The organism is Pseudomonas sp. NPDC089401 (assembly GCF_044749485.1).
Classification (GTDB): domain Bacteria; phylum Pseudomonadota; class Gammaproteobacteria; order Pseudomonadales; family Pseudomonadaceae; genus Aquipseudomonas.
Genome location: NZ_JBIVIA010000001.1, coordinates 275,282 through 299,554 on the forward strand (window position 1 = coordinate 275,282; position 24,273 = coordinate 299,554).

The 24,273-nt window shown below is 65.2% G+C and carries 24 protein-coding genes and 5 tRNA genes; 21 read left to right on the plus strand and 8 right to left on the minus strand.

Annotation, left to right across the window (positions count from 1 at the left end; translation table 11 throughout):
- Nucleotides 1-99 precede the first annotated feature (99 nt).
- On the minus strand, nucleotides 100-867 hold the full coding sequence (locus ACIP21_RS01285) for a DODA-type extradiol aromatic ring-opening family dioxygenase (RefSeq protein WP_400683067.1): 768 nt from the start codon (nucleotides 865-867) through the stop codon (nucleotides 100-102).
- A gap of 102 nt (nucleotides 868-969) precedes the next feature.
- On the opposite strand from ACIP21_RS01285, the gene ACIP21_RS01290 reads away from it, so the two are divergent.
- A complete protein-coding gene (locus ACIP21_RS01290; RefSeq protein ID WP_400683069.1) occupies nucleotides 970-1,620 on the plus strand; it encodes a thiopurine S-methyltransferase in 651 nt (216 codons plus the stop codon).
- A 169-nt stretch (nucleotides 1,621-1,789) separates the two neighbouring features.
- On the opposite strand, the gene htpX is transcribed toward ACIP21_RS01290, so the two are convergent.
- Both htpX and ACIP21_RS01300 read right to left on the minus strand, forming a co-directional pair.
- Nucleotides 1,790-2,677 carry a protease HtpX gene (gene htpX, locus ACIP21_RS01295; RefSeq protein WP_400683071.1) on the minus strand — a complete coding sequence of 296 codons (888 nt, stop codon included), beginning with the start codon at nucleotides 2,675-2,677 and terminating at the stop codon, nucleotides 1,790-1,792.
- A 230-nt stretch (nucleotides 2,678-2,907) separates the two neighbouring features.
- Entirely contained in the window at nucleotides 2,908-4,119 is a 1,212-nt protein-coding gene (locus tag ACIP21_RS01300; RefSeq protein WP_400683073.1) for a pyridoxal phosphate-dependent aminotransferase, read from the minus strand.
- 178 nt (nucleotides 4,120-4,297) lie between these two features.
- Between ACIP21_RS01300 and msrB the strand changes: the two genes are divergently transcribed.
- Nucleotides 4,298-4,699, plus strand: coding sequence for a peptide-methionine (R)-S-oxide reductase MsrB (gene msrB, locus ACIP21_RS01305; RefSeq protein ID WP_400683075.1), 402 nt, complete (start codon nucleotides 4,298-4,300; stop codon nucleotides 4,697-4,699).
- Between the two features lie 2 nt (nucleotides 4,700-4,701).
- Nucleotides 4,702-5,190: a glutathione peroxidase gene (locus ACIP21_RS01310; RefSeq protein ID WP_400683077.1), complete on the plus strand. Its 489-nt coding sequence runs from the start codon at nucleotides 4,702-4,704 to the stop codon at nucleotides 5,188-5,190.
- On the opposite strand, the gene ACIP21_RS01315 is transcribed toward ACIP21_RS01310, so the two are convergent.
- A complete protein-coding gene (locus ACIP21_RS01315; RefSeq protein ID WP_400683080.1) occupies nucleotides 5,180-7,537 on the minus strand; it encodes a response regulator in 2,358 nt (785 codons plus the stop codon). The two genes, ACIP21_RS01310 and ACIP21_RS01315, sit on opposite strands and share 11 nt — an antisense overlap.
- Before the next feature lie 183 nt (nucleotides 7,538-7,720).
- On the opposite strand from ACIP21_RS01315, the gene ACIP21_RS01320 reads away from it, so the two are divergent.
- Nucleotides 7,721-8,608: an ATP-binding protein gene (locus tag ACIP21_RS01320; RefSeq protein ID WP_400683083.1), complete on the plus strand. Its 888-nt coding sequence runs from the start codon at nucleotides 7,721-7,723 to the stop codon at nucleotides 8,606-8,608.
- Nucleotides 8,609-8,610: 2 nt separating this feature from the next.
- Nucleotides 8,611-9,093 (plus strand): GAF domain-containing protein, encoded by a 483-nt coding sequence (locus ACIP21_RS01325; protein ID WP_400683086.1) that lies wholly within the window; start codon nucleotides 8,611-8,613, stop codon nucleotides 9,091-9,093.
- A 120-nt stretch (nucleotides 9,094-9,213) separates the two neighbouring features.
- Here the strand turns inward: ACIP21_RS01325 and ACIP21_RS01330 are convergent, their stop codons facing one another.
- The gene (locus ACIP21_RS01330) at nucleotides 9,214-9,981 is read right to left on the minus strand and encodes a hypothetical protein (RefSeq protein ID WP_400683088.1); all 768 of its coding nucleotides are present in this window, start codon (nucleotides 9,979-9,981) and stop codon (nucleotides 9,214-9,216) included.
- A gap of 338 nt (nucleotides 9,982-10,319) precedes the next feature.
- Between ACIP21_RS01330 and ACIP21_RS01335 the strand changes: the two genes are divergently transcribed.
- The 5 genes from ACIP21_RS01335 (at nucleotide 10,320) to ACIP21_RS01355 (ending at nucleotide 10,884) form a co-directional block, all read left to right on the plus strand.
- A tRNA-Glu gene (locus tag ACIP21_RS01335) sits at nucleotides 10,320-10,395 on the plus strand.
- Between the two features lie 4 nt (nucleotides 10,396-10,399).
- Nucleotides 10,400-10,475, plus strand: a tRNA-Gly gene (locus ACIP21_RS01340).
- A gap of 92 nt (nucleotides 10,476-10,567) precedes the next feature.
- Nucleotides 10,568-10,643, plus strand: a tRNA-Glu gene (locus ACIP21_RS01345).
- Between the two features lie 3 nt (nucleotides 10,644-10,646).
- Nucleotides 10,647-10,722 (plus strand) — tRNA-Gly (locus tag ACIP21_RS01350).
- A gap of 86 nt (nucleotides 10,723-10,808) precedes the next feature.
- Nucleotides 10,809-10,884, plus strand: a tRNA-Gly gene (locus ACIP21_RS01355).
- 103 nt (nucleotides 10,885-10,987) lie between these two features.
- Here the strand turns inward: ACIP21_RS01355 and ACIP21_RS01360 are convergent.
- The gene (locus ACIP21_RS01360; protein WP_400683091.1) at nucleotides 10,988-11,401 is read right to left on the minus strand and encodes a PA2817 family protein; all 414 of its coding nucleotides are present in this window, start codon (nucleotides 11,399-11,401) and stop codon (nucleotides 10,988-10,990) included.
- Nucleotides 11,402-11,489: 88 nt separating this feature from the next.
- Nucleotides 11,490-13,937, minus strand: coding sequence for an acyl-CoA dehydrogenase (locus ACIP21_RS01365; RefSeq protein WP_400683094.1), 2,448 nt, complete (start codon nucleotides 13,935-13,937; stop codon nucleotides 11,490-11,492).
- 282 nt (nucleotides 13,938-14,219) lie between these two features.
- Here ACIP21_RS01365 and ACIP21_RS01370 point away from each other — a divergent pair, with 282 nt between their 5' ends.
- From ACIP21_RS01370 to ACIP21_RS01380, 3 genes are all read left to right on the plus strand, one after another.
- Nucleotides 14,220-14,843, plus strand: coding sequence for a glutathione S-transferase (locus tag ACIP21_RS01370; protein WP_400683096.1), 624 nt, complete (start codon nucleotides 14,220-14,222; stop codon nucleotides 14,841-14,843).
- Nucleotides 14,844-14,987: 144 nt separating this feature from the next.
- Nucleotides 14,988-15,920, plus strand: a complete 933-nt coding sequence (locus ACIP21_RS01375) for an ABC transporter ATP-binding protein (RefSeq protein ID WP_400683099.1) — start codon at nucleotides 14,988-14,990, stop codon at nucleotides 15,918-15,920.
- Nucleotides 15,917-16,696, plus strand: a complete 780-nt coding sequence (locus ACIP21_RS01380) for an ABC transporter permease (RefSeq protein WP_400683102.1) — start codon at nucleotides 15,917-15,919, stop codon at nucleotides 16,694-16,696. The genes ACIP21_RS01375 and ACIP21_RS01380 overlap by 4 nt, the downstream gene beginning before the upstream one ends.
- Here the strand turns inward: ACIP21_RS01380 and ACIP21_RS01385 are convergent.
- Nucleotides 16,580-17,206 carry a DUF2062 domain-containing protein gene (locus ACIP21_RS01385; RefSeq protein WP_400683105.1) on the minus strand — a complete coding sequence of 209 codons (627 nt, stop codon included), beginning with the start codon at nucleotides 17,204-17,206 and terminating at the stop codon, nucleotides 16,580-16,582. The two genes, ACIP21_RS01380 and ACIP21_RS01385, sit on opposite strands and share 117 nt — an antisense overlap.
- A 142-nt stretch (nucleotides 17,207-17,348) precedes the next feature.
- On the opposite strand from ACIP21_RS01385, the gene ACIP21_RS01390 reads away from it, so the two are divergent.
- The 8 genes from ACIP21_RS01390 (at nucleotide 17,349) to murB (ending at nucleotide 24,219) form a co-directional block, all read left to right on the plus strand.
- Complete coding sequence (locus ACIP21_RS01390; RefSeq protein ID WP_400683107.1) at nucleotides 17,349-19,574, plus strand: DNA internalization-related competence protein ComEC/Rec2; 2,226 nt, start codon at nucleotides 17,349-17,351, stop codon at nucleotides 19,572-19,574.
- 108 nt (nucleotides 19,575-19,682) lie between these two features.
- Nucleotides 19,683-20,318, plus strand: coding sequence for a MotA/TolQ/ExbB proton channel family protein (locus ACIP21_RS01395; RefSeq protein WP_400683110.1), 636 nt, complete (start codon nucleotides 19,683-19,685; stop codon nucleotides 20,316-20,318).
- The gene (locus tag ACIP21_RS01400) at nucleotides 20,315-20,749 is read left to right on the plus strand and encodes a biopolymer transporter ExbD (RefSeq protein ID WP_085675533.1); all 435 of its coding nucleotides are present in this window, start codon (nucleotides 20,315-20,317) and stop codon (nucleotides 20,747-20,749) included. Before ACIP21_RS01395 ends, ACIP21_RS01400 begins: the two co-directional genes overlap by 4 nt.
- Nucleotides 20,749-21,750: a tetraacyldisaccharide 4'-kinase gene (gene lpxK, locus ACIP21_RS01405; protein WP_400683112.1), complete on the plus strand. Its 1,002-nt coding sequence runs from the start codon at nucleotides 20,749-20,751 to the stop codon at nucleotides 21,748-21,750. The genes ACIP21_RS01400 and lpxK overlap by 1 nt, the downstream gene beginning before the upstream one ends.
- Nucleotides 21,751-21,792: 42 nt before the next feature.
- Nucleotides 21,793-21,978: a Trm112 family protein gene (locus ACIP21_RS01410; RefSeq protein WP_003247142.1), complete on the plus strand. Its 186-nt coding sequence runs from the start codon at nucleotides 21,793-21,795 to the stop codon at nucleotides 21,976-21,978.
- Nucleotides 21,975-22,739 carry a 3-deoxy-manno-octulosonate cytidylyltransferase gene (gene kdsB, locus ACIP21_RS01415; protein WP_400683115.1) on the plus strand — a complete coding sequence of 255 codons (765 nt, stop codon included), beginning with the start codon at nucleotides 21,975-21,977 and terminating at the stop codon, nucleotides 22,737-22,739. The genes ACIP21_RS01410 and kdsB overlap by 4 nt, the downstream gene beginning before the upstream one ends.
- Entirely contained in the window at nucleotides 22,739-23,203 is a 465-nt protein-coding gene (locus tag ACIP21_RS01420) for a low molecular weight protein-tyrosine-phosphatase (protein WP_400683117.1), read from the plus strand. Before kdsB ends, ACIP21_RS01420 begins: the two co-directional genes overlap by 1 nt.
- Nucleotides 23,200-24,219 carry a UDP-N-acetylmuramate dehydrogenase gene (gene murB, locus ACIP21_RS01425; RefSeq protein WP_400683119.1) on the plus strand — a complete coding sequence of 340 codons (1,020 nt, stop codon included), beginning with the start codon at nucleotides 23,200-23,202 and terminating at the stop codon, nucleotides 24,217-24,219. Before ACIP21_RS01420 ends, murB begins: the two co-directional genes overlap by 4 nt.
- The last annotated feature ends 54 nt before the right edge of the window (nucleotides 24,220-24,273 follow it).

Below are 24,273 nucleotides of genomic sequence, written 5' to 3' on the forward strand. Positions count from 1 at the left end.
CAGCCCTTTCGCGACACGAGGCCGCTCCTACAGGGCGCGCGGTCCCTTGTAGGAGCGGCCTTGTGTCGCGAAAGGGGCGCAAAGCGCCCCCGGCATTCGTCAGTCGAACCGATAAATGTCCATCCCCAGCGCCCCCAGGGTAAACCCCTGATGCACCACGGCAAACCGCTCCCCAGCCCCCAAGGCAAAGAACAACGGCAGCAGATGCTCATCACTGGGGTGGTTGCGCACCGCAAACGGCGCCTGTTTGCGGTAGTCCAGCAACGCCCCCTGGTCGCCCGCCTCGAGCCGCTCCACCACCCAGTCCCTGAACGCCAGCGCCCAAGGTTCGATCACGTCCGGCCCGGCATGCCAGTCCAGCTCGCCCAGGTTGTGGGTGATGCTGCCCGAGCCAATCAGCAAGATATCTTCGTTGCGCAAGCCGGCCAGTGCCTGGCCGACCTTGACCTGTAATGCCGGCCCATGCTGGCTGGGCAGGGACACCTGAATCACCGGAATGACCGCATCCGGGTACATCAACGACAGCGGCACCCAGGCGCCGTGGTCGAATGGCCGCTGGGCATCCAGGCGGGCGGGCAGGCCGGCGGCGTTCAGCCGCTCAGCCACCTGGGTAGCCAGCATGGGCTCGCCGGGTGCGGGATAGTTCACGGCATACAGCGCCGCTGGGAAGCCATGGAAGTCGTGCCAGGTTTCGGGGTGTGCGCTGGCGCTCACCAGCAGCTCATGGCTTTCCCAGTGCGCCGACACCACCACGATCGCCTTCGGCCGTGGCAGCGCCCGGGCCAGCCCGGCCAGCGCCGGCCCGCTGGCGCCGGGTTGCAGGGCAAGCATGGGGGAACCATGGGAAATGAACAGGCTGGGCAGCATGATGGGGGTCCTGAGGATTAAGATGTCATCATCTTCGATCAAGTACAGATCGAAATCCAAACCAAGTTTTACCCTTGATCCATCTAAAAACCTGGAGTGAACATGGAAGCTGCTTTTTGGCAAAAGCGTTGGGCCGATAACCAGATCGGCTTTCACCGCACCGACGTCAACCCGTTTCTGCTGACCCACTGGCCTAGGTTGGCGCTGGTCGAGGGCAGTCGCGTGCTGGTGCCGCTGTGCGGCAAGAGCCTGGACATGGCCTGGCTGGCAGGGCAGGGGCACCGGGTGCTGGGTGTGGAACTGTCGCGGCGGGCGGTCGAGGACTTTTTCCACGAGCAGGGGCTTGAGGCGCAGGTGTCGCAGCAGGGCGCATTCGAGGTCTGGCGCAGTGTCGGGGTGGAGGTCTGGTGCGGTGATTTCTTTGCCTTGCGCGCAGAGGATGTTGCCGACTGCGCGGGGCTTTACGACCGGGCTGCCGCGATTGCCTTGCCACCGCCGATGCGGGCGCGCTACATGGCGCATCTTTCGCAGGTGCTGCCGGTGGGGTGCCAGGGGTTGCTGCTGACCATGGATTACGATCAGCAACTGCTCGACGGGCCGCCGTTCTCGGTGCCGGATGCCGAAGTGCGCCAGGGGTATGCGGGGGGCAAGGTACAGGTGCTGGATGAACGGGAAGTGATCGAAGAGAGCCCGAAATTCCTTCAGGCCGGCGTGGCCAGCGTGCTGGAGCGGGTATACCGCGTAGCGTTCTGAGTGAAGTGTCTGCTGTGCTGGCCTCTTCGCGGGTAAACCCGCTCCCACAGGTATAGTGCAGTATTCGAAATGGGTGCGGTCCCTGTGGGAGCGGGTTTACCCGCGAAGAGGCCGGAGCAGGCATACAAAAAAGGGCGACCTGAAGTCGCCTTTTTCTTTCGCAGATGGATCAGCCGCGGCGGCGCAGGGCCTCGATGCGGTCTTCCAGCGGCGGGTGGCTCATCAGCAGGCCGGCCAGGCCATGCTTGAGGCCGCCATTGATGCCGAACGCCTTCATGGTGTCGGGCATGTGCACCGGCAGGCCTTGCTCCACCCGCAGGCGCTGCAGGGCGCCGATCATCGCCGCGGTGCCGGCCAGCTGGGCGCCGGCTTCGTCGGCGCGGTACTCGCGGCGGCGCGAGAACCACATGACGATCATGCTGGCGAGGATGCCCAGGATCAGCTCGGCGACGATGGTCGCCACGTAGTAGGCGATGCCCTGGCCTTCTTCGTTCTTGAAGATCACCTTGTCGACGAAGTTGCCGATGATGCGCGCGAAGAACATCACGAAGGTGTTCACCACGCCCTGCACCAGGGCCAGGGTGACCATGTCGCCATTGGCCACGTGGCCGATCTCGTGGGCCAGCACGGCGCGCACTTCATCGGGCGAGAAACGCTCCAGCAGGCCCTGGGAAACGGCCACCAGCGCGTCGTTGCGGTTCCAGCCGGTGGCGAAGGCGTTGGCCTCGTAGGCCGGGAAGATACCCACTTCGGGCATCTTGATGCCGGCTTCGCGGGACAGCTCCTCGACCGTCTGCAGCAGCCACTGCTCGTGGCGGGTGCGCGGCTGGGTGATGATCTGGGTGCCGGTGCTCATCTTCGCCATCCACTTGGAGATGAGCAGCGAGACGAGGGAGCCGGCGAAGCCGAACACGGCGCAGAAGACCAGCAGGCTGCTGAGGTTGAGGTCAACCCCGTTGGCGGCCATGAACCCGTTGAAGCCGAACAGGCTCAAGGTAATGCTTGCAACCAGCACCACCGCGAGGTTGGTGGCTACAAACAACAGAATGCGCATCATGGTTGTTACGTTCTCCTGACGGATGGGTTGTTGCGTACTGCGGGGTATATAAGGCGCCTGCCGCGCCGATTCAATCGGGCGACTATTTCAAACTGTGTACGGCGGAGTATGGCAGAGGATGGCGCGGAGGCCTTGGAGCAGAGCGTTGCAGGATGTAAGAAACATCCTGCGGGGTTGCGGTGGGCTGCTTAGCAGCCCTTTCGCGGGCAAGCCCGCGAAAGGGCCGTCACTTACTGCGAATAGGTGCGCAGGAAATTGCCGATGCGGCCAATCGCAGCTTCCAGGTCATCCACCCGCGGCAAGGTCACCACGCGGAAGTGGTCCGGCCACGGCCAGTTGAAGGCGGTGCCTTGGACGATCAGCAGCTTTTCCGACAGCAGCAGGTCGAGGGCGAACTTCTCGTCGTTGAGGATCGGGCATACCTTCGGGTCGATCCGCGGGAACGCATACAGCGCGCCCATCGGCTTCACGCAGCTCACGCCGGGGATGGCGTTGAGCAGCTCGTAGGTGCGGTTGCGCTGCTCCAGCAGCCGGCCTGGCGGCAGCACCAGGTCGTTGATGCTCTGGTAGCCGCCCAGGGCGGTCTGGATGGCATGCTGGGCCGGCACGTTGGCGCACAGGCGCATGTTGGCCAGCATGTCGATGCCTTCGATGTAGCTCTGGGCGTGATGCTTGGGCCCGGAGATGATCAGCCAGCCGGAGCGGAAGCCCGCCACGCGGTAGGACTTGGACAGCCCGTTGAAGGTCAGGCACAGCAGGTCCGGGGCCAGCGAGGCGGTGCTGATGTGCACGGCTTCGTCGTAGAGGATCTTGTCGTAGATCTCGTCGGAGAACACCACCAGGTTGTGCTGGCGCGCCAGTTCCAGCATGCCCAGCAGCAGTTCCTTGGAGTACACCGCGCCAGTCGGGTTGTTCGGGTTGATGATCACCAGGGCCTTGGTGTTCGGGGTGATCTTGGCCTTGATGTCTTCCAGGTCCGGGAACCAGTCGGCCTGCTCGTCGCACAGGTAGTGCACCGGCTTGCCGCCGGCCAGGCTCACTGCGGCGGTCCACAGTGGGTAGTCGGGGGCCGGGATCAGCACTTCGTCGCCGTTGTTGAGCAGCGCCTGCATCGACATGACGATCAGCTCGGAGACACCGTTGCCGAGGTAGATGTCCTCGATGGTGACGCCTTCGATCTCCTTCTGCTGGCAGTACTGCATCACCGCCTTGCGCGCGCTGAACAGGCCCTTGGAGTCGCTGTAGCCCTGGGCGGTCGGCAGGTTGCGGATCACATCCTGGAGGATTTCGTCCGGCGCCTCGAAGCCAAACGGCGCCGGGTTGCCGATGTTCAGCTTGAGGATGCGGTGGCCTTCCTCTTCCAGGCGTTTGGCGTGCTTGAGCACTGGGCCGCGAATGTCATAGCAGACATTGGCGAGCTTGTTCGATTTGCTGAACTGCATGATGGGATCCCGATTGAGAATACGCACTGCGGCCCTCTTCGAAACGCTCGAAAGGTTTGAAAGGGCAGGAAGCGGGTGCCAGACTGGAGGCCTTGCACACGAAGCCAACTAATATACGTGCCACCCGCGTTACGGAAAAGACGGCGCGAGGTGAAATTCAGCCTGCCGAGGTCCCCACATGCAAAAGATCGACAAGACACTTGAAGAATGGCGCGCGATGCTCGACCCCGCCCAGTATCAGGTGTGCCGCCTCAAGGGCACCGAGCGGCCGTTCAGCGGCAAGTACAACAGCGAGCGTCGTGCCGGGGTGTACCACTGCATCTGCTGCGACCTGGCGCTGTTCGACGCGCAGACCAAGTTCGATTCCGGCTGCGGCTGGCCGAGCTTCTACGCACCGATCGAGGAGAGCGCGATGGTCGAGATTCGCGACACCTCCCACGGCATGATCCGCACCGAAGTCACCTGCGCCCAGTGTGATGCCCACCTGGGCCACGTGTTCCCCGACGGCCCACCGCCGACCGGCCTGCGCTACTGCATCAACTCGGTGTGCCTGGATTTCAAACCCCGCGACGGAGCCTGACCATGGCTGGATCGATGCTGGACATCCCCTGTGTGACCCTGGGCGGCGAGCAGAGAAAGCTCGGCGATTTCGCCGGCAAGGCGCTGCTGGTGGTCAACACGGCCAGCCAGTGCGGCTTTACCCCGCAGTACAAGGGCCTGGAAAAGTTGTGGCAGGCCTACCGCGAGCGCGGCCTGGTGGTGCTGGGCTTTCCCTGCAACCAGTTCGGCAAGCAGGAGCCAGGCGATGCCCGGGAGATCGCGCAGTTTTGCGAGGTCAATTTCGGCGTGAGCTTTCCGCTGTTTCGCAAGGTCGAGGTGAACGGCCCGGGTGCCCACCCGCTGTTCGTCGAGCTCAAGCAGCGCGCCCCGGGCTTGCTCGGCTCGCAGAAGATCAAATGGAACTTCACCAAGTTCCTGGTCGACCCGGCCAGCGGCAAGGTCACGCGTTTTGCCCCGACCACCAAGCCCCAGGCGCTTGAGGCCGACATCGAGCGCCTGCTCAGCCGCTGAGCGGCACCCAGTGATCGATCAGCGCCAGCAGTTCCTCGCGGCGGAACGGCTTGGCCAGGTAGTCGTTCATGCCCGCAGCGCGGCAGCGCTCGCGCTCCTCGGGCATGGCGTTGGCGGTCAGGGCGACGATCGGCAGCTCCGGCCAGCGCCCGCTCTGGCGGATGCGTCGGCTCGCCTCGTAGCCATCCATCACCGGCATGTTGCAGTCCATCAGCACCAGGTCGAAGTCTTGCTTTTCCAGCCACTCCAGGGCCTCGACGCCCTGGGTGGCGAGCTGCACCTGGCAGCCGAGCTTGGCCAGCATGCCCTTGGCTACCAGCTGGTTCACCGCATTGTCCTCCACCAGCAAGATGCGCGCGCGGCCTTCGGCGGCGATCAGCGCCGGGGTCGCCAGCGGGTGCTCCGGGGCCAGGCCTTGCAGGGTGCGGCGCAAGGTCTGGTACAGGGCGTTGCGTGCCAGCGGGCGAGCCAGCTGGTGCAGCGGCGCCAGTTGCGCCGACTGCTCGCTGGGCAGGAAGTTGCCGTAGGCGGTCACCAGCAGGATCGCTGCCTTGAACGCCGGGCGCAGCTGTAGCAGGTGCTCCAGGTCGTCGGTGATCAGCAGGTCGATCGCCGTGTCGTCCAGTGCAGCGGGGGCATCATGGCGCTGGTAGTCCAGCCCCCAGCCCGGCAGCAGGCCCTGCAGCAGCTCGCTCAGGCCGCTGCCGGCATTGCTCAGGGCCGCCACCCGGCCACGCAGCGGCGCGGGCGCGACGGCCTCGGTGTGGGTGGTCAGCGGCAGGTCGGCGCTGAAGCGGCTGCCGAACCCCGGCTCGGACTGGATATGCAGGCGGCCCTGCATGGCCTTGCACAGGTTGCGGGTCAGGGCCAGGCCCAGGCCGGTGCCGCCATACTGGCGGGTGATGCCGGCGCCCGCTTGGGTGAACGGCTGGAAAATCCGCGCCTGGGCATCCTCAGGGATGCCGATGCCGGTGTCGCGTACTTCCAGGCGCACGCCGCCGACGATGGTGCACAGGCGCAGGTCGACGCGGCCGAAACGGGTGAACTTGAGGGCGTTGGACAGCAGGTTGCTGATGACCTGGCGGACCCGGGTCGGGTCGCCCAGCACCGAACTGGGGAAATCGTCGGCGATCAGGCAGGTCAGCTCGACCCCTTGGGCAGCGTTCTGCGACAGCAGGTTGGCGGTGTCCTCGACCATGGCGCCGAGGTCGAAGGGGATGCGCTCCAGCTCCAGCTGCCCGGCGTCGAACTTGGACAGGTCGAGGATGTCGTTGAGCAGCTCGACCAGCACCTTGCCCGAGTCGTGGGCGATCGCCAGTTGCTGGCGCGGCTCGCCGGCCAGCGGGCTGTCCAGAGCCAGGGCGATCATGCCGAGCATGCCGTTGAGCGGGGTACGGATCTCGTGGCTCATGTTGGCCAGGAACGCCGCGCGCGCCTGGGCCATCTCCAGGGCGCGCTGGCGCGCTTCGTCGAGCTCCTGGTTGGACTGGCTGAGGCTGCTGTTGCTGGCCTTGAGTTCCTCGGTGCGCGCCGAAACGATGTCTTCCAGCTCGTTGAGGTACTGGGTCAGGCGGTTTTCCGCGGTGCGCCGCTGCTGGATCTCGGTGGCCATGCTGACGAACTGCTGGTTGGCGACCTTGACCAGCACGCCGATTTCATCGAGTTCGTGGCCGGGCGGGCAGTCCACCCGGGTTTGCCCGGGCTGGCGTGGGTCGCGGCCGGTGAGCGCGCTGATCACGGTTACCAGCGGCTTGGTCAGGAGCATGTGGAACAGGGCCAGGAGGATGCCGGTGAGGACCAGGCTGCGGGCGAAGCCGTTGAGCAGGGTGACCCCGGCGCGGTCGAGGAAGCGGCTGCCGAAGGCGAAGGTGTCGACGTCCAGGTACAGGGTGCCGAGGTATTCCTCGGGCATGTGGGTGAGGAACAGGCGTTCCTTGAACTGGCGCTGCTCGCCGAACAGGAAGTCGCTCAGGGGGCGGTAGCGGTCTTCGAGGCGCGGGCGCCCGACATCGGCCAGCACGGTTTCGTTGTTGTCGATCAGCCGGGCACGGATGATCGCCGGCGACTGCAACAGGCCCCGGGTCAACTCCAGCGCCAGCTCCGAGTCGATGTTGTAGGCGATGCGCGAGGCCGGATTGTGGCTGATTTGCAGCAACGCCTGCAGTTCGCGGTTGATGGATGCGTCTTCGCTGGCATAATCGATGCCGATCTGGATGAGACTGAGCAATGTTCCCAGGATGAAGCCGACCAGGACTGTCAACCGGGCTTGCTTGTATGACAGGCGATTGGTGAACTTGATATCCATGAGTCCCGAGCCGGTTTCACGTCCCTTGCGCTGCGCAAGCATAGCCGATCAGCCCCGGCTGCTGGCGGGCCTGTCACACATTCAGCCTTGATTGCTCAATTATCTGTGGCGGCCTCTTCGCGGCTGAAGCCGCTCCTACAGGAGGTGTGCGATTCCTGTGGGAGCGGCTTCAGCCGCGAAGAGGCCGCCACAGCAGCCTAGAATCTGAATTTTGCAGGAGTCGTCATGGACGCTCGCTTGAATGCTTTTCTGGAACGCGCCGAATCGGTGCTGGCGCGTCTCGAACCGCTGTTGCCGGCGCCACGCCCGGACATCGACTGGAACACTACCCTGGCCGCGCGCTGGCAGCGCGACGGTCGCACCGGTTACCTGATGCCGCTGGAAGTCAGCCTGGACATCCGCCTGTCCGACTTGATCGGCGTCGATAAACAGCGTGAGCAACTGGGCCGCAACACCCACCAGTTCATCAATGGCATGCCGGCCAACCACGCCTTGCTGTGGGGCTCGCGTGGCACCGGTAAATCCTCGCTGGTGCGGGCGCTGCTGGCCGAACATGCCGGTGCCGGCCTGCGCCTGATCGAGATCGAACGCGACCACCTGGCCGACCTGCCGCGCGTCGTCGAACAGCTGCAGAAGCTGCCACAACGCTTCATCCTGTTCTGCGACGACCTGTCGTTCGAAGCCGGGGAGGGCGACTACCGGGTACTCAAGAGCGTGCTCGATGGCTCGCTGGAGCAGGCGCCGGACAACGTGTTGCTGTACGCCACCTCCAACCGTCGCCACCTGGTGCCGGAGAAACAGAGCGACAACGAAAACTGGAAGATGGTCGATGGCGAGCTGCACCCCAACGAGGCGGTGGAAGACAAGATCGCCTTGTCCGACCGTTTCGGCCTGTGGCTGTCGTTCTACCCCTTTACCCAGGAACACTTCCTCGACGTGGTCGAGCACTGGATCGGCCAGCTGGCACGCCCTGCGGGCCTGGCCTGGCAGCGTGACGAAGCCCTGGAAATTCTCGCCGTGCGCTGGGCCACCGGCCGCGGCAACCGTAATGGCCGTTGTGCCTATCAGTTCGCCCGCTACTGGGTCGGGCTGCAATTGCTGGAGCAAAAGTAAACATGATCGATCTCAATGCCAGTGGCGCCGGCCTCGACGGCTACCACCTGCTGGCTGCGCAAGTGCAGGCGCTGTTCGCCGACGAGCGTGACTTCATCGCCAATGCCGCGCAGTTCTCGGCGTTTCTCTACAGCCAGGTGGACGACCTGAACTGGGCGGGGTTCTACCTCAACCGCAACGAAGAGCTGGTGCTCGGCCCGTTCCAGGGCCAGGTGGCCTGCGTGCGCATTCCGTTCAGCAAGGGCGTATGCGGCGCGGCGGCGGCCACCCGGCAGACCCAGCGGGTGGAAGACGTGCATGCGTTCCCGGGGCATATCGCCTGTGACAGCGCATCCAACAGCGAGCTGGTGATCCCGTTGGTGAAGGAGGGCAGGCTGATCGGCGTGCTGGACCTGGACAGCCCGAAGCTTGCGCGTTTCAGTGAAGCGGACCAGGTGGGGCTGGAGAGGCTGGCCGCGATCTTCCTGGAATTGACCGACTGCTGAAGCCTGCGCCGGCCTCTTCGCGGGCAAGCCCGCTCCCACAGGTACAGCGCCGCTCTCAGGCTGGGTGCAATCCCTGTGGGAGCGGGCTTGCCCGCGAAGAGGTCAGTCCAGGTTTCAGTATCAGTCGTAGATCACCCGCTTCTTCCAGGTCTCGTCCTCGTCGGTCTTGAGCCCCTGGGTCAGCTCGTTCTGCTCGCCTTCCGCCGGTTCCATCTTGTCCAGCACCTGGGCGTTGGCCCGGGCCAGCAGTTTCTCCAGATACGTCAGCTGTTCTTCATAGACCTTCGGCTCAGGCTGCTTGCGCAGGTACTGCACGCCGCGCTCGAAGGCCAGACGCGCCTGGCCGGGCTGCTCCTGCTGCAAGGCCTGCTGGCCCAGGTTGTTGAAGAACTCGATGTGCAGCAGTACAAGAATGTGGCGAATCTCTTTGACCCAGTGCTTGCCCTCGGCAGTCTGCAGGACATTTTCCTGGGTTGCCTTGACGATCTGGCTGTGCAGGGCTTCGAGCAGGAAGCGCACGTCCTTGGCCTTGGCCTCGGTCTGGATCGGGCTTGGCGGGTTGTTCACCTTTATGGCGTCGCCCTGGGCGACCTGGCCTTCGAGTTCGGCAATGCGCGCCTTGAGCTCGGCGCTGTGCTTGGCCAGTGCCAGCTGGCGCTGGTTGAGGTTCAGTTCCAGGCGGGTCAACAGCAGCTTGAGGGCCGGGGTCATGAACTGGCCGGGGAAGGTCTCGGTGATTTCGCCGCAGCGGCGCACGCGGTCGGCGAGGTCGATCTTCAAGCGTGCGCGCTCGAGCTTGCTGTTCTCGACCACGTTGTTGAGGTAGCCGATCACGATCAGCAACGCGATACCCGCCACGATGAGCAGTGTGATCAGAAGTGGTGTCACCGTTAACGCCTCATGAAGAAGTGGTGCATCTATCTATAGTGTAGGAGCGGGCAGGGCCGGCTCCCCTCTGTATCGGCAACTCTATCGTTAACTGCAATGCCGCTGAATGCTGGCACATTGCCGCTGAGCTTGCCCGAGGTACCGTCAGGAAAGCAACGCCAATCCTTGGACGCGCCGTCGAGGGTGCCGTCAGATTGCTCGAAGTCATTGATTTAAATAAATTTCTACAAAGGGGTTGACGCCTGTTCGAAGCATCCATAGAATGCGCGCCACTTGCAGCGTAAAGCACACAGCGAAACGCAGCAGGGAGTGAAAGCAGGCAGCGATGCCAGCAGCGTGTCCCCTTCGTCTAGTGGCCTAGGACACCGCCCTTTCACGGCGGTAACAGGGGTTCGAGTCCCCTAGGGGACGCCAAATTGCGGGAATAGCTCAGTTGGTAGAGCACGACCTTGCCAAGGTCGGGGTCGCGAGTTCGAGTCTCGTTTCCCGCTCCAAATTCTCCGGCAACGCCTAGCGGCGGGGCAGGAAATAGAAATCCAGTCTGAATCGTGAGGTTCGGGTCCTGGTGCACTGAAAAGTGTTGTGTGTCCCCTTCGTCTAGTGGCCTAGGACACCGCCCTTTCACGGCGGTAACAGGGGTTCGAGTCCCCTAGGGGACGCCAAATGCGGGAATAGCTCAGTTGGTAGAGCACGACCTTGCCAAGGTCGGGGTCGCGAGTTCGAGTCTCGTTTCCCGCTCCAGTTTAAATACTGTGGCGTTCGCACGGTGCAGTGGTGGTGAGGGTCGTCAAGGCGCTTCACGCCGATTAGCGGTAAAGCTTCAAATTGCGGGAATAGCTCAGTTGGTAGAGCACGACCTTGCCAAGGTCGGGGTCGCGAGTTCGAGTCTCGTTTCCCGCTCCAAATCAGAAAACGCCATCTCTAACGAGGTGGCGTTTTTTTTCGCCTGCGCAAAAGGCCACCGATACACAGGCTGCGCGTGATCCGTCGCAGCCCGTGTGTTGCCTCAGTGCGTGCTGGCCGGGCCTTGCTGGGCGCTCAGCAGCTGCTTTTCCAGGTTCCAGTCGAACGGCTCGCCTTCCTGTTCGGCCTGGTAGCGGCGCTCTTCCAGTTGCTGGTACAGCTCCAGCTCTTCGTCAGGCATGAAGTGCAGGCAATCGCCAGCGAAGAACCACAGCAGGTCGCGCGGCACCAGGTGGGCGATCTGTGGGTAGCGCTGGATTACCTGGCAGATCAGGTCCTGGCCCAGGTACTGGCTTTCCAGCGGATCCTGCGGCAGCAGGGTCAGCAGTTCATCGAAGCGTTCGAGGAACAGGGCGTGGCTTTCCTCCGGTACCTGATCCGCTTCACCCAGGGCAACCAGAATGGTGCGCAGGTGGTTCAGCAGTTGCAGGTGGTATTGCAGGTGGGGGTTGGCCATGGGGCGGTCCTCGGTGTGGTCGAAACGGGCGCGGAGTATACGCGGGATGGGGAAGGGGCCGCAAAGCGGCCCCCGGGGCGGGCGAGGTTCAGCGCACCTTGCCCTGTTCCGGTAGCAGTTGCTCCTTGTCGAAGGCATCGACGTCGATCACGGCCCGGCGCGCCTGTTCCGCCGCATGCAGGCGCTGCCCCTCGCCTGGTTGCAGCACGCCGGCCTCGACGGCGGCATCGATGGGTGACTGGCCGGGTGCGGGGTTGAGCTTGCCTTCCCTGATCGCCTGATGCAGCGCCTTGTGCAAGGGTGCGGCCTGGTCCAGCAGGTCGCTGGCCCGTTGCAGTGCTGCCACCGGATCGCCCTCGGCCTGCGGCCTGTAGCAGCCGGCAAGCAGCTCCTCCAGTGCCGGGTCGCCTTTGCTGCGGCCAATCAGCGCCGCCACTTCGGCATCCAGCTCATCGCCCGGCCCGGTATGGCGGCGCCCGAAGGGGAATACCAGTGCCCGCAGTGCGCAGCCGACAAAGCGGTTGGGGAAGTTCTCGAGCAGGCGGTCAAGGGCGTGTTCCGCCTGGCCCAGGCTCTCTTCCATGGCCCAGCGCAGCAGCGGTTGCAGGTAGTGCGGCGAGCCCAGGTCGTGGTAGCGCTTGAGCGCGGCGCTGGACAGGTACAGGTGGCTCAGCACATCGCCCAGCCGTGCGCTCAGGCGCTCGCGGCGTTTGAGCGCGCCACCGAGCAGCATCATCGACACGTCCGCCAGTAGCGCGAAAGCGGCCGCCTGGCGGTTGAGGGCGCGGAAGTAGCCTTGGCTCAGGGCGTCACCTGGCACATTCTCGAAACGGCCCAGCCCCAGGTTGTACACCAGCGTGCTCGCCGCGTTGCCGGCGGCGAACAGGATGTGCTTCATCAGCAGTTCGTCGAATGCCTTCAGCGCCTGCTCGCGGTCCTCGTGCCCGGCCAGGGCCATTTCCTTGAGCACGAACGGGTGGCAGCGGATGGCGCCCTGGCCGAAGATCATCAGGTTGCGCGAGAGGATGTTCGCGCCCTCGACGGTGATGAAGATCGGCGCACCTTGCCAGTTGCGCCCCAGGTAGTTGTTCGGGCCGAGGATGATGCCTTTGCCGCCGTGCACGTCCATGGCGTGCTGGATGCATTCGCGGCCACGCTCGGTGAGGTGGTACTTGAGGATCGCCGACAGCACCGAGGGTTTTTCCCCCAGGTCCACGGCCTTGGCGGTCAGCAGGCGGGCGCTGTCCATCAGCCAGGCGTTGCCGCCGATGCGCGCCAGTGACTCCTGGATACCCTCGAAAGCCGCCAGCGGCACGTTGAACTGTTCGCGAATGCTGGCGTACTGGCCGGTGACCAGGCTGGTGTACTTGGCCGCGCCGGTACCCACGGCCGGCAGGGAAATCGAGCGGCCCACCGACAGGCAGTTCATCAGCATCATCCAGCCCTTGCCAAGCATGGCCTGGCCACCGATGAGGAAGTCCAGCGGGATGAACACGTCCTTGCCGCTGTTGGGGCCGTTCATGAAGGCGGCGCCCAGGGGCAGGTGGCGCTTGCCGATCTCGACGCCCGGGGTGTCGGTCGGGATCAGCGCCAGGCTGATGCCCAGTTCTTCTTCCTCGCCCAGCAGGTGGTCCGGGTCGTGGGCCTTGAACGCAAGGCCGAGCAAGGTCGCCACGGGCCCCAGGGTGATATAGCGCTTTTCCCAGTTCAGGCGCAGGCCGATGACTTCCTCACCCTGCCATTGGCCCTTGCAGACCACTCCGGTGTCGGGCATGGCGCCCGCGTCGGAGCCGGCCAGCGGGCCGGTGAGGGCGAAGCAGGGGATGTCCTCGCCGCGGGCCAGGCGGGGCAAGTAGTGGTTGCGTTGTTGCTCGGTGCCGTAGTGCAGCAGCAGTTCCGCCGGGCCCAGGGAGTTGGGCACCATCACCGTGGAGGCCAGGTCGCCACTGCGCGTGGCCAGCTTCATCGCCACCTGGGAGTGGGCATGGGCGGAGAAACCTTTGCCACCGTACTCCTTGGGGATGATCAGGGCGAAGAAGCCGTTCTGCTTGATATGCGCCCAGGCTTCGGGTGGCAAGTCGAGGTCCTGGCCGATCTGCCAGTCGCTGACCATGGCGCAGAGCGCCTCGGTTGGCCCGTCGAGAAAGGCCTGTTCCTCGTCGGTCAGCTTCGGTGCCGGGTAGCTGAGCAGGGTGCGCCAGTCGGGGCGGCCACTGAACAGCTCGCCGTCCCACCACACGGTACCGGCATCGATGGCTTCGCGCTCGGTTTGCGACATCGGCGGCAGGGTGCGCTGGAACCACTTGAATATCGGGCCGGTGAACACTTTGCGGCGCCAGTCCGGCAACGCCACCAGAGCAATCTTCAGTGCAAGCACGATCCAGAGCAGGGTCAGCAGCCAGCCGGGGGCACTGCTGAGGATGCCCATCAGCAGCACGTAGGCCGCCAGGATGCCGAGAATCTGCAAGGGCGCCAGGCGCCGGTGCGTGAGGTATGCCGCGCCGATCACCAGCACTACCAACCACAACAGCAACATAATCGGTCCTCCTTGGAACCAGGGGCTTGAGCCGTCCCAGACAGCTTAGACGCAACGCTGTGAACGGCAGGTTCAGAACAGTGACAGGGTGTGGCGGTGGGAGTTTCAGTGCCTTTTCATCCTGTGCCGGCCTCTTCGCGGGCAAGCCCGCTCCCACAGTGTCAGCACAACCTTCAAGGCGATGGAGAACCTGTGGGAGCGGGCTTGCCCGCGAAGAGGCCGGTACAGGCACTAAAACTCTGGAGTAGACTGTCGGCCCTATGCATTCATAAGGACGTTGTCATGCTGAAGATCTGGGGCCGCAAGAATTCGAGCAATGTGCGCAAGGCGCTGTGGGTCGCCCACGAACTGGGCCTGGATTTCGAGTCGATCGACGCCGGTGGCGCCTTCGGCGTGGTCAACGAGCCGCACTACCGGGCGCGCAACCCCAACGGCCTGGTGCCGATGCTCGAGGACGGCGACCTTACCCTGTGGGAGTCCAACACCATTGTCCGCTACCTGTGTGCCGAATATGGCGCAGAGCAGGGCTGGTACCTGGAAGACCCACGCCAGCGCGCCCTGGCCGACAAGTGGATGGACTGGACCACCTCATCCTTCGCGGCGCCGTTCCGCCCGCTGTTCTGGGGCCTGCTGCGCACTCCGGAGGACCAGCGCGACTGGGTGGCGATCAACGCCGCACATAAACAATGCGCCGAGTTGCTGGCCATCGCCGACGAGACCCTGGCCAGGCAGCCGTATCTTTCCGGTGAGCAGATCGGCATGGGTGACATCCCGCTCGGCTGCTTCGTCTATGCCTGGTTCGAAATGCCCATCGAGCGCCCGGCCATGCACCACCTGGAGGCCTGGTACGAACGCCTCTGCGCGCGCCCGGCCTACCAGGCGGCGGTGATGACCGCGCTGACCTGATCGGAAACCACGCGTGCTTCGATAGTCATTATCAATACATGTGACTGTACTTGTGTGGCCTGGCCTTGCACCATGGCCCCACTCACTGCGCCAGTGATCTGCCCTGGCGTGTCCTGCACCTTTTTCTTCGGTAAATGACCCGCTATGAGTTCCGCCCTGTCCATCCGACAGCTGACCAAGACCTACGGCAACGGCTTCCAGGCCCTCAAGGGCATCGATCTGGATGTCGCCGAAGGTGACTTCTTCGCCTTGCTCGGCCCCAATGGCGCCGGCAAGTCCACCACCATCGGCATCCTCTCGACCCTGGTGAACAAGACCAGCGGCACGGTCAACGTGTTCGGCCATGACCTGGACCGCGAGCCTTCGGCGCTCAAGCGCTGCCTGGGCGTGGTACCGCAGGAGTTCAACTTCAACCAGTTCGAGAAGTGCTTCGACATCGTCGTGACCCAGGCCGGCTACTACGGCATTCCGGCCAAGGTCGCCAAGGAACGCGCCGAACAGTACCTGACCCAGCTGGGCCTGTGGGACAAGCGCGACGTGCCTTCGCGTTCGCTGTCCGGCGGCATGAAGCGCCGCCTGATGATCGCCCGCGCGCTGATCCACGAGCCGCGCCTGCTGATCCTCGACGAACCCACCGCCGGGGTGGACATCGAGCTGCGCCGCTCGATGTGGAGCTTCCTCACCGAGCTCAACCAGAAAGGCATCACCATCATCCTCACCACCCACTACCTGGAAGAGGCCGAGCAGCTGTGCCGCAACATCGGCATCATCGACCATGGCACCATCGTCGAGAACACCAGCATGCGCCAGCTGCTGGGCAAGCTGCATGTCGAGACCTTCGTCCTCGACCTCAGACAGGACCTGGCCACGGTGCCCGTGCTGCAAGGCTACCCTTGCCGCCTGCTGACCCCGCACACCCTGGAAGTGCAGGTGGACAAGGACATCGGCATCACCGCGCTGTTCGGCCAGCTGGCCCTGCAGAACATCGAAGTGCAGAGCCTGCGCAACAAGACCAACCGACTCGAGGAGCTGTTCGTGTCCCTGGTGGAAAAGAACCTGTCGAAGGTGGCCGTATGAGTGTGGAACTGCGCACCAACTGGGTCGCCCTGAACACCATCGTCTACCGCGAAGTGCGGCGCTTCCTGCGCATCTGGCCGCAGACGTTGCTGCCGCCGGCCATCACCATGGTCTTGTACTTCGTGATCTTCGGTAACCTGATCGGCCGGCAGATCGGCGACATGGGCGGGTTCACCTACATGCAGTACATCGTGCCCGGGCTGATCATGATGTCGGTAATCACCAACTCCTACGGCAACGTGGTGTCGAGCTTCTTCGGCAGCAAGTTCCAGCGTTCGATCGAAGAGTTGATGGTGTCGCCGGTATCGCCGCACACCATCCTCGTCGGCTACGTGCTGGGCGGCGTGCTGCGGGGCTTGGCGGTGGGGGTGATCGTGACCATCCTGTCGATGTTCTTCACCGACCTGCAGGTGCATCACCTGGGCGTGACCGTGATCGTGGTGCTGCTGACCGCGACCATCTTTTCGCTGCTGGGCTTCGTCAACGCGGTGTTCGCGCGCAACTTCGACGATATCTCGATCATCCCGACCTTCGTGCTGACACCCTTGACCTACCTGGGCGGGGTGTTCTACTCGATCAACCTGCTGCCGCCGTTCTGGCAGACCGTGTCGCTGGCCAACCCGGTGCTGCACATGGTCAACTCGTTCCGCTACGGCATCCTAGGGGTGTCGGACATCAGCATTGGCACGGCGATCACCTTCATGCTGGTGGCCACTGCGGTGCTCTACGTGCTGTGTGTCCGCCTGCTGGTCAGCGGCCGCGGCATGCGTGCCTGACATCCGTTGCTTGCGCCGGCGCCACTGCCGGCCGATCCACCAGCGCCAATAGAGCAGGGTGGTGAGCCAGGCCGCGATGCCAAGCACCACCCCGCACACCACCGAGCCCAGCAGGAACGGCTGCCACAGCGTGGCCAGCTGGTCGGTGATCCAGTCGAACGTCAGTTCGTCCGGTAGCGTGCGTGGCGGCACCTGCATGAGCCAGGCGCCCGTCATGTAGGTGACGAAGAACACCGGCGGCATGGTCAACGGGTTGGTCAGCCAGACCAGGCTGACGGCGATCGGCAGGTTGCCGCGCACCGGGATCGCCAGCGCCGCGGCGAGCAGCATCTGCATCGGGATGGGGATCAGTGCCGCGAACAGGCCCACGCCCATGGCCCGAGCCACCGAATGGCGATTCAGGTGCCAGAGGTTCGGGTCGTGCAGCAGCTTGCCGAAAAAGCGTAAGGACTTGTGTTCCCGAATGCTGGTCGGGTCCGGCATGTAGCGTTTGAAGAGACGGCGCGGCATGGGGGCTCCCGGGGCATTGACCGGGGAAGTATGCCCTCATTCCGGTTCAGGCTCGTTTAGAGTTTGTGACAATTGTTGAGCAGGCCTGGCCTGCTTTTCGTCTATGCCTCCCTGAGCGATTCTGCTTCCGGAGCTCTAACTCATGCGCACAGGGATGTTTGCGCTCGCGCTCGGCTTGCTGTGCCTGGGCGTGCTACCCGAATTGCCATCGGTCGGATGGCTTGCCCTGTTGTTGTCCATTGCCTTTGCCACTTTGCGTACCCGCATCTGGCCACTGGGGTGGTTCCTGCTGGGGCTGTGCTGGGCCTGCTGGTCGGCGCAGCAGGCGCTGGACGAGCGTCTGGCGCCGGGCCTGGATGGCCGCACGCTGTGGGTTGAGGGCAGGGTGGTCGGGTTGCCGGCGCGCACCGCGCAAGGTGTCCGCTTCGAGCTGGGGCAGCCGCAGTCGCGGCGGGTGGAACTGCCCGGCCGCCTGCAACTGAGCTGGTTCGATGGGCCGCCTGTTCGGGCCGGGGAGCGCTGGCGCCTGGCGGTCACCTTGCAGCGCCCGGCCGGTTTGCTCAACCCCCATGGCCCGGATCGCGAGGCGCAGTTGCTGGCGCGCGGGGTCGGGGCGACGGGCACGGTCAAGGCCGGCCAGTTGCTCGACGGGCATGCGCCGGGCTGGCGGGACGCCTTGCGCCAGCGCTTGCTGCAGGTGGATGCCAATGGCCGCGAAGCAGCGCTGGTGGCGCTGGTGCTGGGCGATGGTGCCGGGCTTGCGCGCGAGGACTGGCAGGTGTTGCAGGCCACGGGCACGGTGCACCTGCTGGTGATCTCGGGGCAGCATATCGGCCTGGTGGCGGGGCTGCTCTATGCCTTGGTCGCAGGCTTGGCGCGCTGGGGGATGTGGCCGCGCAGGTGGCCTTGGCTGCCTTGGGCCTGCGCGCTGGCGTTGGCGGCGGCGCTCGCCTACGGCGGCTTGGCCGGTGCTGGCGTGCCGGTGCAGCGGGCGTGCCTGATGCTCGCCGTGGTGCTGCTGTGGCGCCTGCGCTTTCGGCATCTTGGGGCAATGCTGCCGCTGCTGGCGGCATTGAACGCCGTGCTGCTGGTCAACCCGCTGGCGGCACTGCTGCCCGGTTTCTGGCTGTCGTTCGCGGCGGTGGCGGTGCTGATCTATTGCTTCAGTGCGCGCCTGGGTGGCTGGCGGCCCTGGCAGGCCTGGACGCGCGCCCAATGGGTGATCGCCGTGGGTTTGCTGCCGGTACTGCTGGCTACCGGTTTGCCGGTCAGCCTGAGTGCGCCGCTGGCCAACCTGCTGGCGGTGCCGTGGATCAGCCTGGGGGTGCTGCCGCTGGCATTGCTCGGGACCTTGCTCCTGCCTGTGCCGGGGGTGGGGGAAGGCCTGCTGTGGCTTGCCGGTGGATCGCTGGACGGGTTGTTCCGTTTGTTGGCGCTGGCGGCTGACTGGCGCCCGGCCTGGGTGCCGTCGGCGTTGCCATTGGCGGCATGGTTGCTGGTGGCCCTGGGGGCATTGCTGCTGCTGTTGCCACGAGGTGTCCCGTTGCGGGGGCTGGGTGGCGTCATGTTGCTGGCCCTTTGGGTGCCTGGGGAAACCCTGCCGGTCGGGCAGGTTGGCGTCTGGCAGCTGGATGTGGGGCAGGGGCTGGCGGTGTTGCTGCGTACGCGCAACCACAGCCTGCTCTACGATGCCGGCCCGGCGCGCGGCGAGACCGACCTGGGTGAGCGGGTAGTCTTGCCGACCCTGCAGAAACTGGGTGTGCGTCAGCTGGACGTGCTGTTGATCAGCCACGCCCATGCCGATCATGCCGGTGGCGCGCTGGCGATCTTCCAGGGCATGCCGGTCAGGCGTGCATTGGGCGGCGAGGCGCCAGCACTGCCGGATCAATTGCAGGCAGAACCTTGTGATGCCGGCGAGCAATGGGAGTGGGACGGTGTGCGGTTTTCCACCTGGCGCTGGGCTGACGGGCAGCCCGGCAATGATCGTTCCTGTGTCTTGCTGGTCGAGGCGCAGGGCGAGCGGCTGCTGTTGGCAGGCGACATCGAGGCGGGCGCGGAGGCTGCCTGGCTGGCGGCAGGCCGGGGCGTCCAGGTCGACTGGCTGCAGTCGCCGCATCATGGCAGCCGTACTTCCTCGACCGAGGCCTTCATCGCTGCCACGGCGCCGCAGGGCGTGCTGATTTCCCGTGGGCGCAACAATGGTTTCGGGCATCCGCATCCCCAGGTGGTCGAGCGCTACCGGCGGCATGGTGTGGTGGTTCACGATACGGCGGTGGAGGGGGCTTTGCGGCTGGTGTTGGGCGCCCACGGCGAGGTCGAGGGCGTGCGCCGGCTGCGGCGGTTCTGGAGGGAGACTGGCGATGGCTGATCCGGCCTCTTCGCGGGCAGGCCGGAGGTCAATTCCCTGACCTCCGGCAGATGAGCCCTCCGCGCACCTATGTTAGAGTGGCGGCCTTTTTCCAAAGGGGCGTTTACTGTGTGGGAATTGGTCAAGTCCGGTGGTTGGATGATGCTGCCGATCATTCTGAGTTCCATCGTTGCCATGGCTATCGTCGTCGAGCGCCTGTGGACCCTGCGCGCCAGTCGCGTCACGCCGCCGCACCTGCTGGGCCAGGTGTGGATGTGGATCAAGGACAAGCAGCTCACCAGTGACAAGCTCAAGGCCCTGCGCGCCGATTCGCCCTTGGGCGAGATCCTCGCGGCCGGCCTGGCCAACTCGCGCCATGGCCGCGAGATCATGAAAGAGTGCATCGAGGAAGCCGCCTCGCGGGTCATCCACGAACTCGAACGCTACGTCAGCACCCTCGGCACCATCGCCGCCATGGCGCCTCTGCTCGGCCTGCTCGGTACCGTGCTGGGCATGATCGACATCTTCAGCGCCTTCATGGGCTCGCAGATGACGGCCAATGCCGCCGTGCTGGCCGGCGGTATCTCCAAGGCCCTGGTCACCACCGCGGCCGGCCTGATGATCGGTATCCCGGCGGTGTTCTTCCACCGTTTCCTGCTGCGCCGCATCGATGAGCTGGTGGTGGGCATGGAGCAGGAAGCGATCAAGCTGGTGGAAGTGATCCAGGGCGACCGCGAAGTGGAAGTGGCCGGAGGCAAGGCGTGAAGTTTCGGCGCAATCGCCAGCGCGAGAACGTCGACATCAACCTTGCGTCGCTGATCGACGTGGTGTTCGTGTTGCTGCTGTTCTTCGTGGTCACCACCACCTTCACCCGCGAGACCCAGCTGCGCGTCGAGCTGCCCGAGGCGGCCAGCGCCGAGCAGGCCCCGGCGGACCAGGGCAAGCTGGTGGAAGTCACCATCAGCGCCGACGGCGTGTACTCGGTGAACAACCACTTGCTGCCCAAGAGCGACCTGGCCACCCTGACCGAGGCCATCGAGCGTGAATCGGGCGGCGACAACAAGCTGCCGCTGGCCATCAGTGCCGACGGCAAGACCCCGCACCAGGCCGTGATCACTGCAATGGATGCCGCCGGCAAGCTCGGTTTCAGCCACCTGCGCATGACCACCGTCGAGGCCGCCCAGGGGACACCTTGATGGCATTCTCCGATCGACTGCTGAATGCCTGGTACGCCGGGCATCCGGCCCTGGCGCTGCTGCGCCCGCTGGAAGCGCTGTACCGCCGCGTGGTGACGCGCAAGCGCGCGCGTTTCCTCAGCGGTGAAAGCGCCAGTTACCGGGCTCCGGTGCCGGTCATCGTGGTGGGCAACATCACCATTGGTGGCACCGGCAAGACGCCGATGATCCTCTGGCTGATCGAGCACTGCCGCCGCCAGGGCCTCAAGGTCGGCGTGGTCAGCCGCGGTTATGGCGCCAAGCCGCCACGGTTCCCCTGGCGCGTCGAAGCCAGCCAGCCTGCCGAGCAGGCCGGCGATGAGCCTTTGCTGATCGTCCAGCGTACCGGCGTGCCGTTGATGATCGACCCTGACCGCTCGCAAGCCGTGCAGGCGCTGCTGGCCAGCGAACCGCTCGACTTGATCCTGTGCGACGACGGCATGCAGCACTACCGCCTGGCCCGAGACCTGGAACTGGTGCTGATCGACGCCGCCCGCGGCCTGGGCAACGGCCGCTGCCTGCCCGCCGGCCCGTTGCGCGAACCTGCCGAACGCCTGCAGGAAGCCGACGCGGTGCTGTTCAACGGCGCCGGCGAAGACCGCGCCGAGGGCTATGCCTTGCGCCTGCGGCCGTCAGCCCTGGTCAACCTGCGCAGCGGCGAGCGCCGCGAACTCGACTTTTTCCCCGCCGGCCAGCGCCTGCATGCGGTGGCCGGCATCGGCAACCCGCAACGTTTCTTCAACACCCTGCTGGGGCTAAACTGGCAGCCGGTGCCGCACCCCTTTGCCGATCATGCCCGGTTCAGCGCCGAGAGCCTGGCCTTCAGCCCGGCGCTGCCGCTGGTCATGACCGAGAAGGATGCGGTGAAATGCCGGGCCTTCGCCGCCGATGACTGGTGGTACCTGGCGGTGGAGGCGCAGCCTGCCGAGGCTTTCTGCGCCTGGTTCGACAGCCAGCTGCAACGCTTGCTGCACAAGCCCTGAGCCCTATTCACTTTTCGGCCATCCGGCCTCAAGGACGCTTCCATGGACACCAAACTGCTCGACATCCTGGCCTGCCCGATCACCAAGGGCCCGCTCAAGCTCAGCGCCGACAAGACCGAGCTGATCAGCAAGGGCGCAGGCCTTGCCTACCCGATCCGCGACGGCATCCCGGTGATGCTGGAAAGCGAGGCGCGCACCCTGACCGACGACGAGCGTCTGGACAAATGAGCCTGGACTTCACCGTGGTGATTCCTGCCCGGCTGCGCTCCACGCGCCTGCCGGGCAAGCCCTTGCTGGCGATTGCCGGCAAGCCGATGGTCCAGCACGTCTGGGAGCAGGCGCGCAAGAGCGGTGCCGGCCGCGTGGTCATTGCCACCGACGACGCCAGCATCCTCGAAGCCTGCCAGGCGTTCGGCGCCGAAGTGCTGATGACCCGCGCCGACCATGAGTCGGGTACCGACCGCCTGGCCGAAGTGGCCGCGCACCTGGGCCTGCCGGCCGATGCCATCGTGGTCAACGTGCAGGGCGACGAGCCACTGATCCCGCCGGTGATCATCGACCAGGTGGCCGCCAACCTGGCCGCCAACCCGCAAGCCGGTATCGCCACCCTGGCCGAGCCGATCCATGCGCCGGAAACCGTGTTCAACCCCAATGCGGTCAAGGTGGTCAGCGACAAGAACGGCCTGGCCCTGAGCTTCAGCCGTGCGCCGTTGCCCTGGGCCCGCGACGCCTTCGCCAAGGGCCGCGACGTGCTCCCCGAGGGCGTGCCGTACCGCCGCCACATCGGCATGTACGCCTATCGCGTCGGCTTCCTCCAGGACTTCGTCGGCTGGGGCCCGTGCTGGCTCGAGCAGACCGAGGCGCTGGAGCAGCTGCGGGCGCTGTGGCACGGCGTGCGGATCCATGTCGAGGACGCCATCGAGGCGCCGGCGGTGGGTGTCGACACCCCTGAAGACCTGGAGCGCGTCCGGCGCTTGCTGGAGGCATGATGCGCGTCCTGTTCGTCTGCCTGGGCAACATCTGCCGTTCGCCCACTGCCGAAGGCGTGCTGCGCCATCAACTGCAGGCTGCCGGCCTGGCCGAGCAGGTGCACGTGGCCTCTGCCGGCACCGGTGACTGGCATGTCGGCAAGGCGCCGGACAGCCGCACCTGCCAGGCGGCGCTGGCGCGGGGTTACGACCTGTCGAAGCAGCGGGCCCAGCAGGTCAAGGCGGCGCATTTCGCCGAGTACGACCTGGTCCTGGCCATGGATGCAAGCAACCTGCGCGACCTGCGTGCCCTGCGCCCGCACAACGCCACTGGCGAGCTCGACCTGTTCCTGCGGCGCTACGGCGCGGCCCTCGACGAGGTGCCGGACCCTTACTACGGCGGCGCCGACGGCTTCGAGCAGGTGCTCGACCTGGTCGAGGCGGCCTGCCGTGAGCTGGTCATCGAAATCAAGGGGCGGCTATGACGGCGCCGTGGCAGGAGCAGGTATCGCTCAAGCCATACAACACCTTTGGCATCGATGTGAGCGCCCGCTACTTCGTCCAGGCCCGCAATGACGACGAGGTGCGCGAGGCGTTGCTTCAGGCGCGCCAGCGTGCGCTGCCGGTCATGGTCATCGGCGGTGGCAGCAACCTGCTGCTGACCCGCGACATCGATGCCCTGGTGCTGCACATGGCCAGCCGTGGCTGCCGGGTGCTGAGTGACGATGGCGAGCGGCTGGTGGTCGAGGGCGAGGCCGGCGAGCCTTGGCATCCGTTCGTGCAATGGACGCTGGCGCAGGGTTTCTGTGGCCTGGAGAACCTCAGCCTGATTCCGGGGACCGTGGGCGCTGCGCCGATGCAGAACGTCGGCGCCTATGGTGTCGAGATCAAGGACGTGTTCGCCGGGCTGACCGCGCTGGACCGGGAAACCGGTACGCTGCGGGATTTCAGCCTCGAAGAATGCGCCTTCGGCTACCGTGACAGCCTGTTCAAGCGCAACCCAGGGCGTTGGTTGATCCTGCGCGTGCGCTTTGCCTTGAGCCGCACGTTGCAGGCGCACCTGGACTATGGCCCGGTGCGTCAGCGCTTGCTGGAGCAGGGGATCGAGCAGCCGAACGCGCAGGCGATCAGCGATGCCATCTGCGGCATTCGCCGTGAGAAGCTGCCGGACCCGGCCGAGCTGGGGAATGCCGGGAGCTTCTTCAAGAACCCGGTGGTATCAGTTGAGCGGGTCGAGGCGATTCGGGCGCAATATCCGAGCGTGGTGGCTTATCCTCAGGCCGATGGCCAGGTGAAGCTGGCAGCCGGCTGGTTGATCGAGCAGGCGGGGTGGAAGGGGTATCGCGAGGGCGATGCCGGGGTGCACCGGTTGCAGTCGCTGGTGCTGGTCAACTACGGCCAGGCGAGCGGGGCGCAGTTGCATGCGCTGGCGCAGCGGATCCAGGCTGATATCCTGGCGCGGTTCGGGGTCGAGCTGGAGATGGAGCCCAACCTGTACTGATGGTTGGGCCTGTTCCGGCCCTTTCGCGGGCTTGCCCGCGAAGAAGTCGGAACA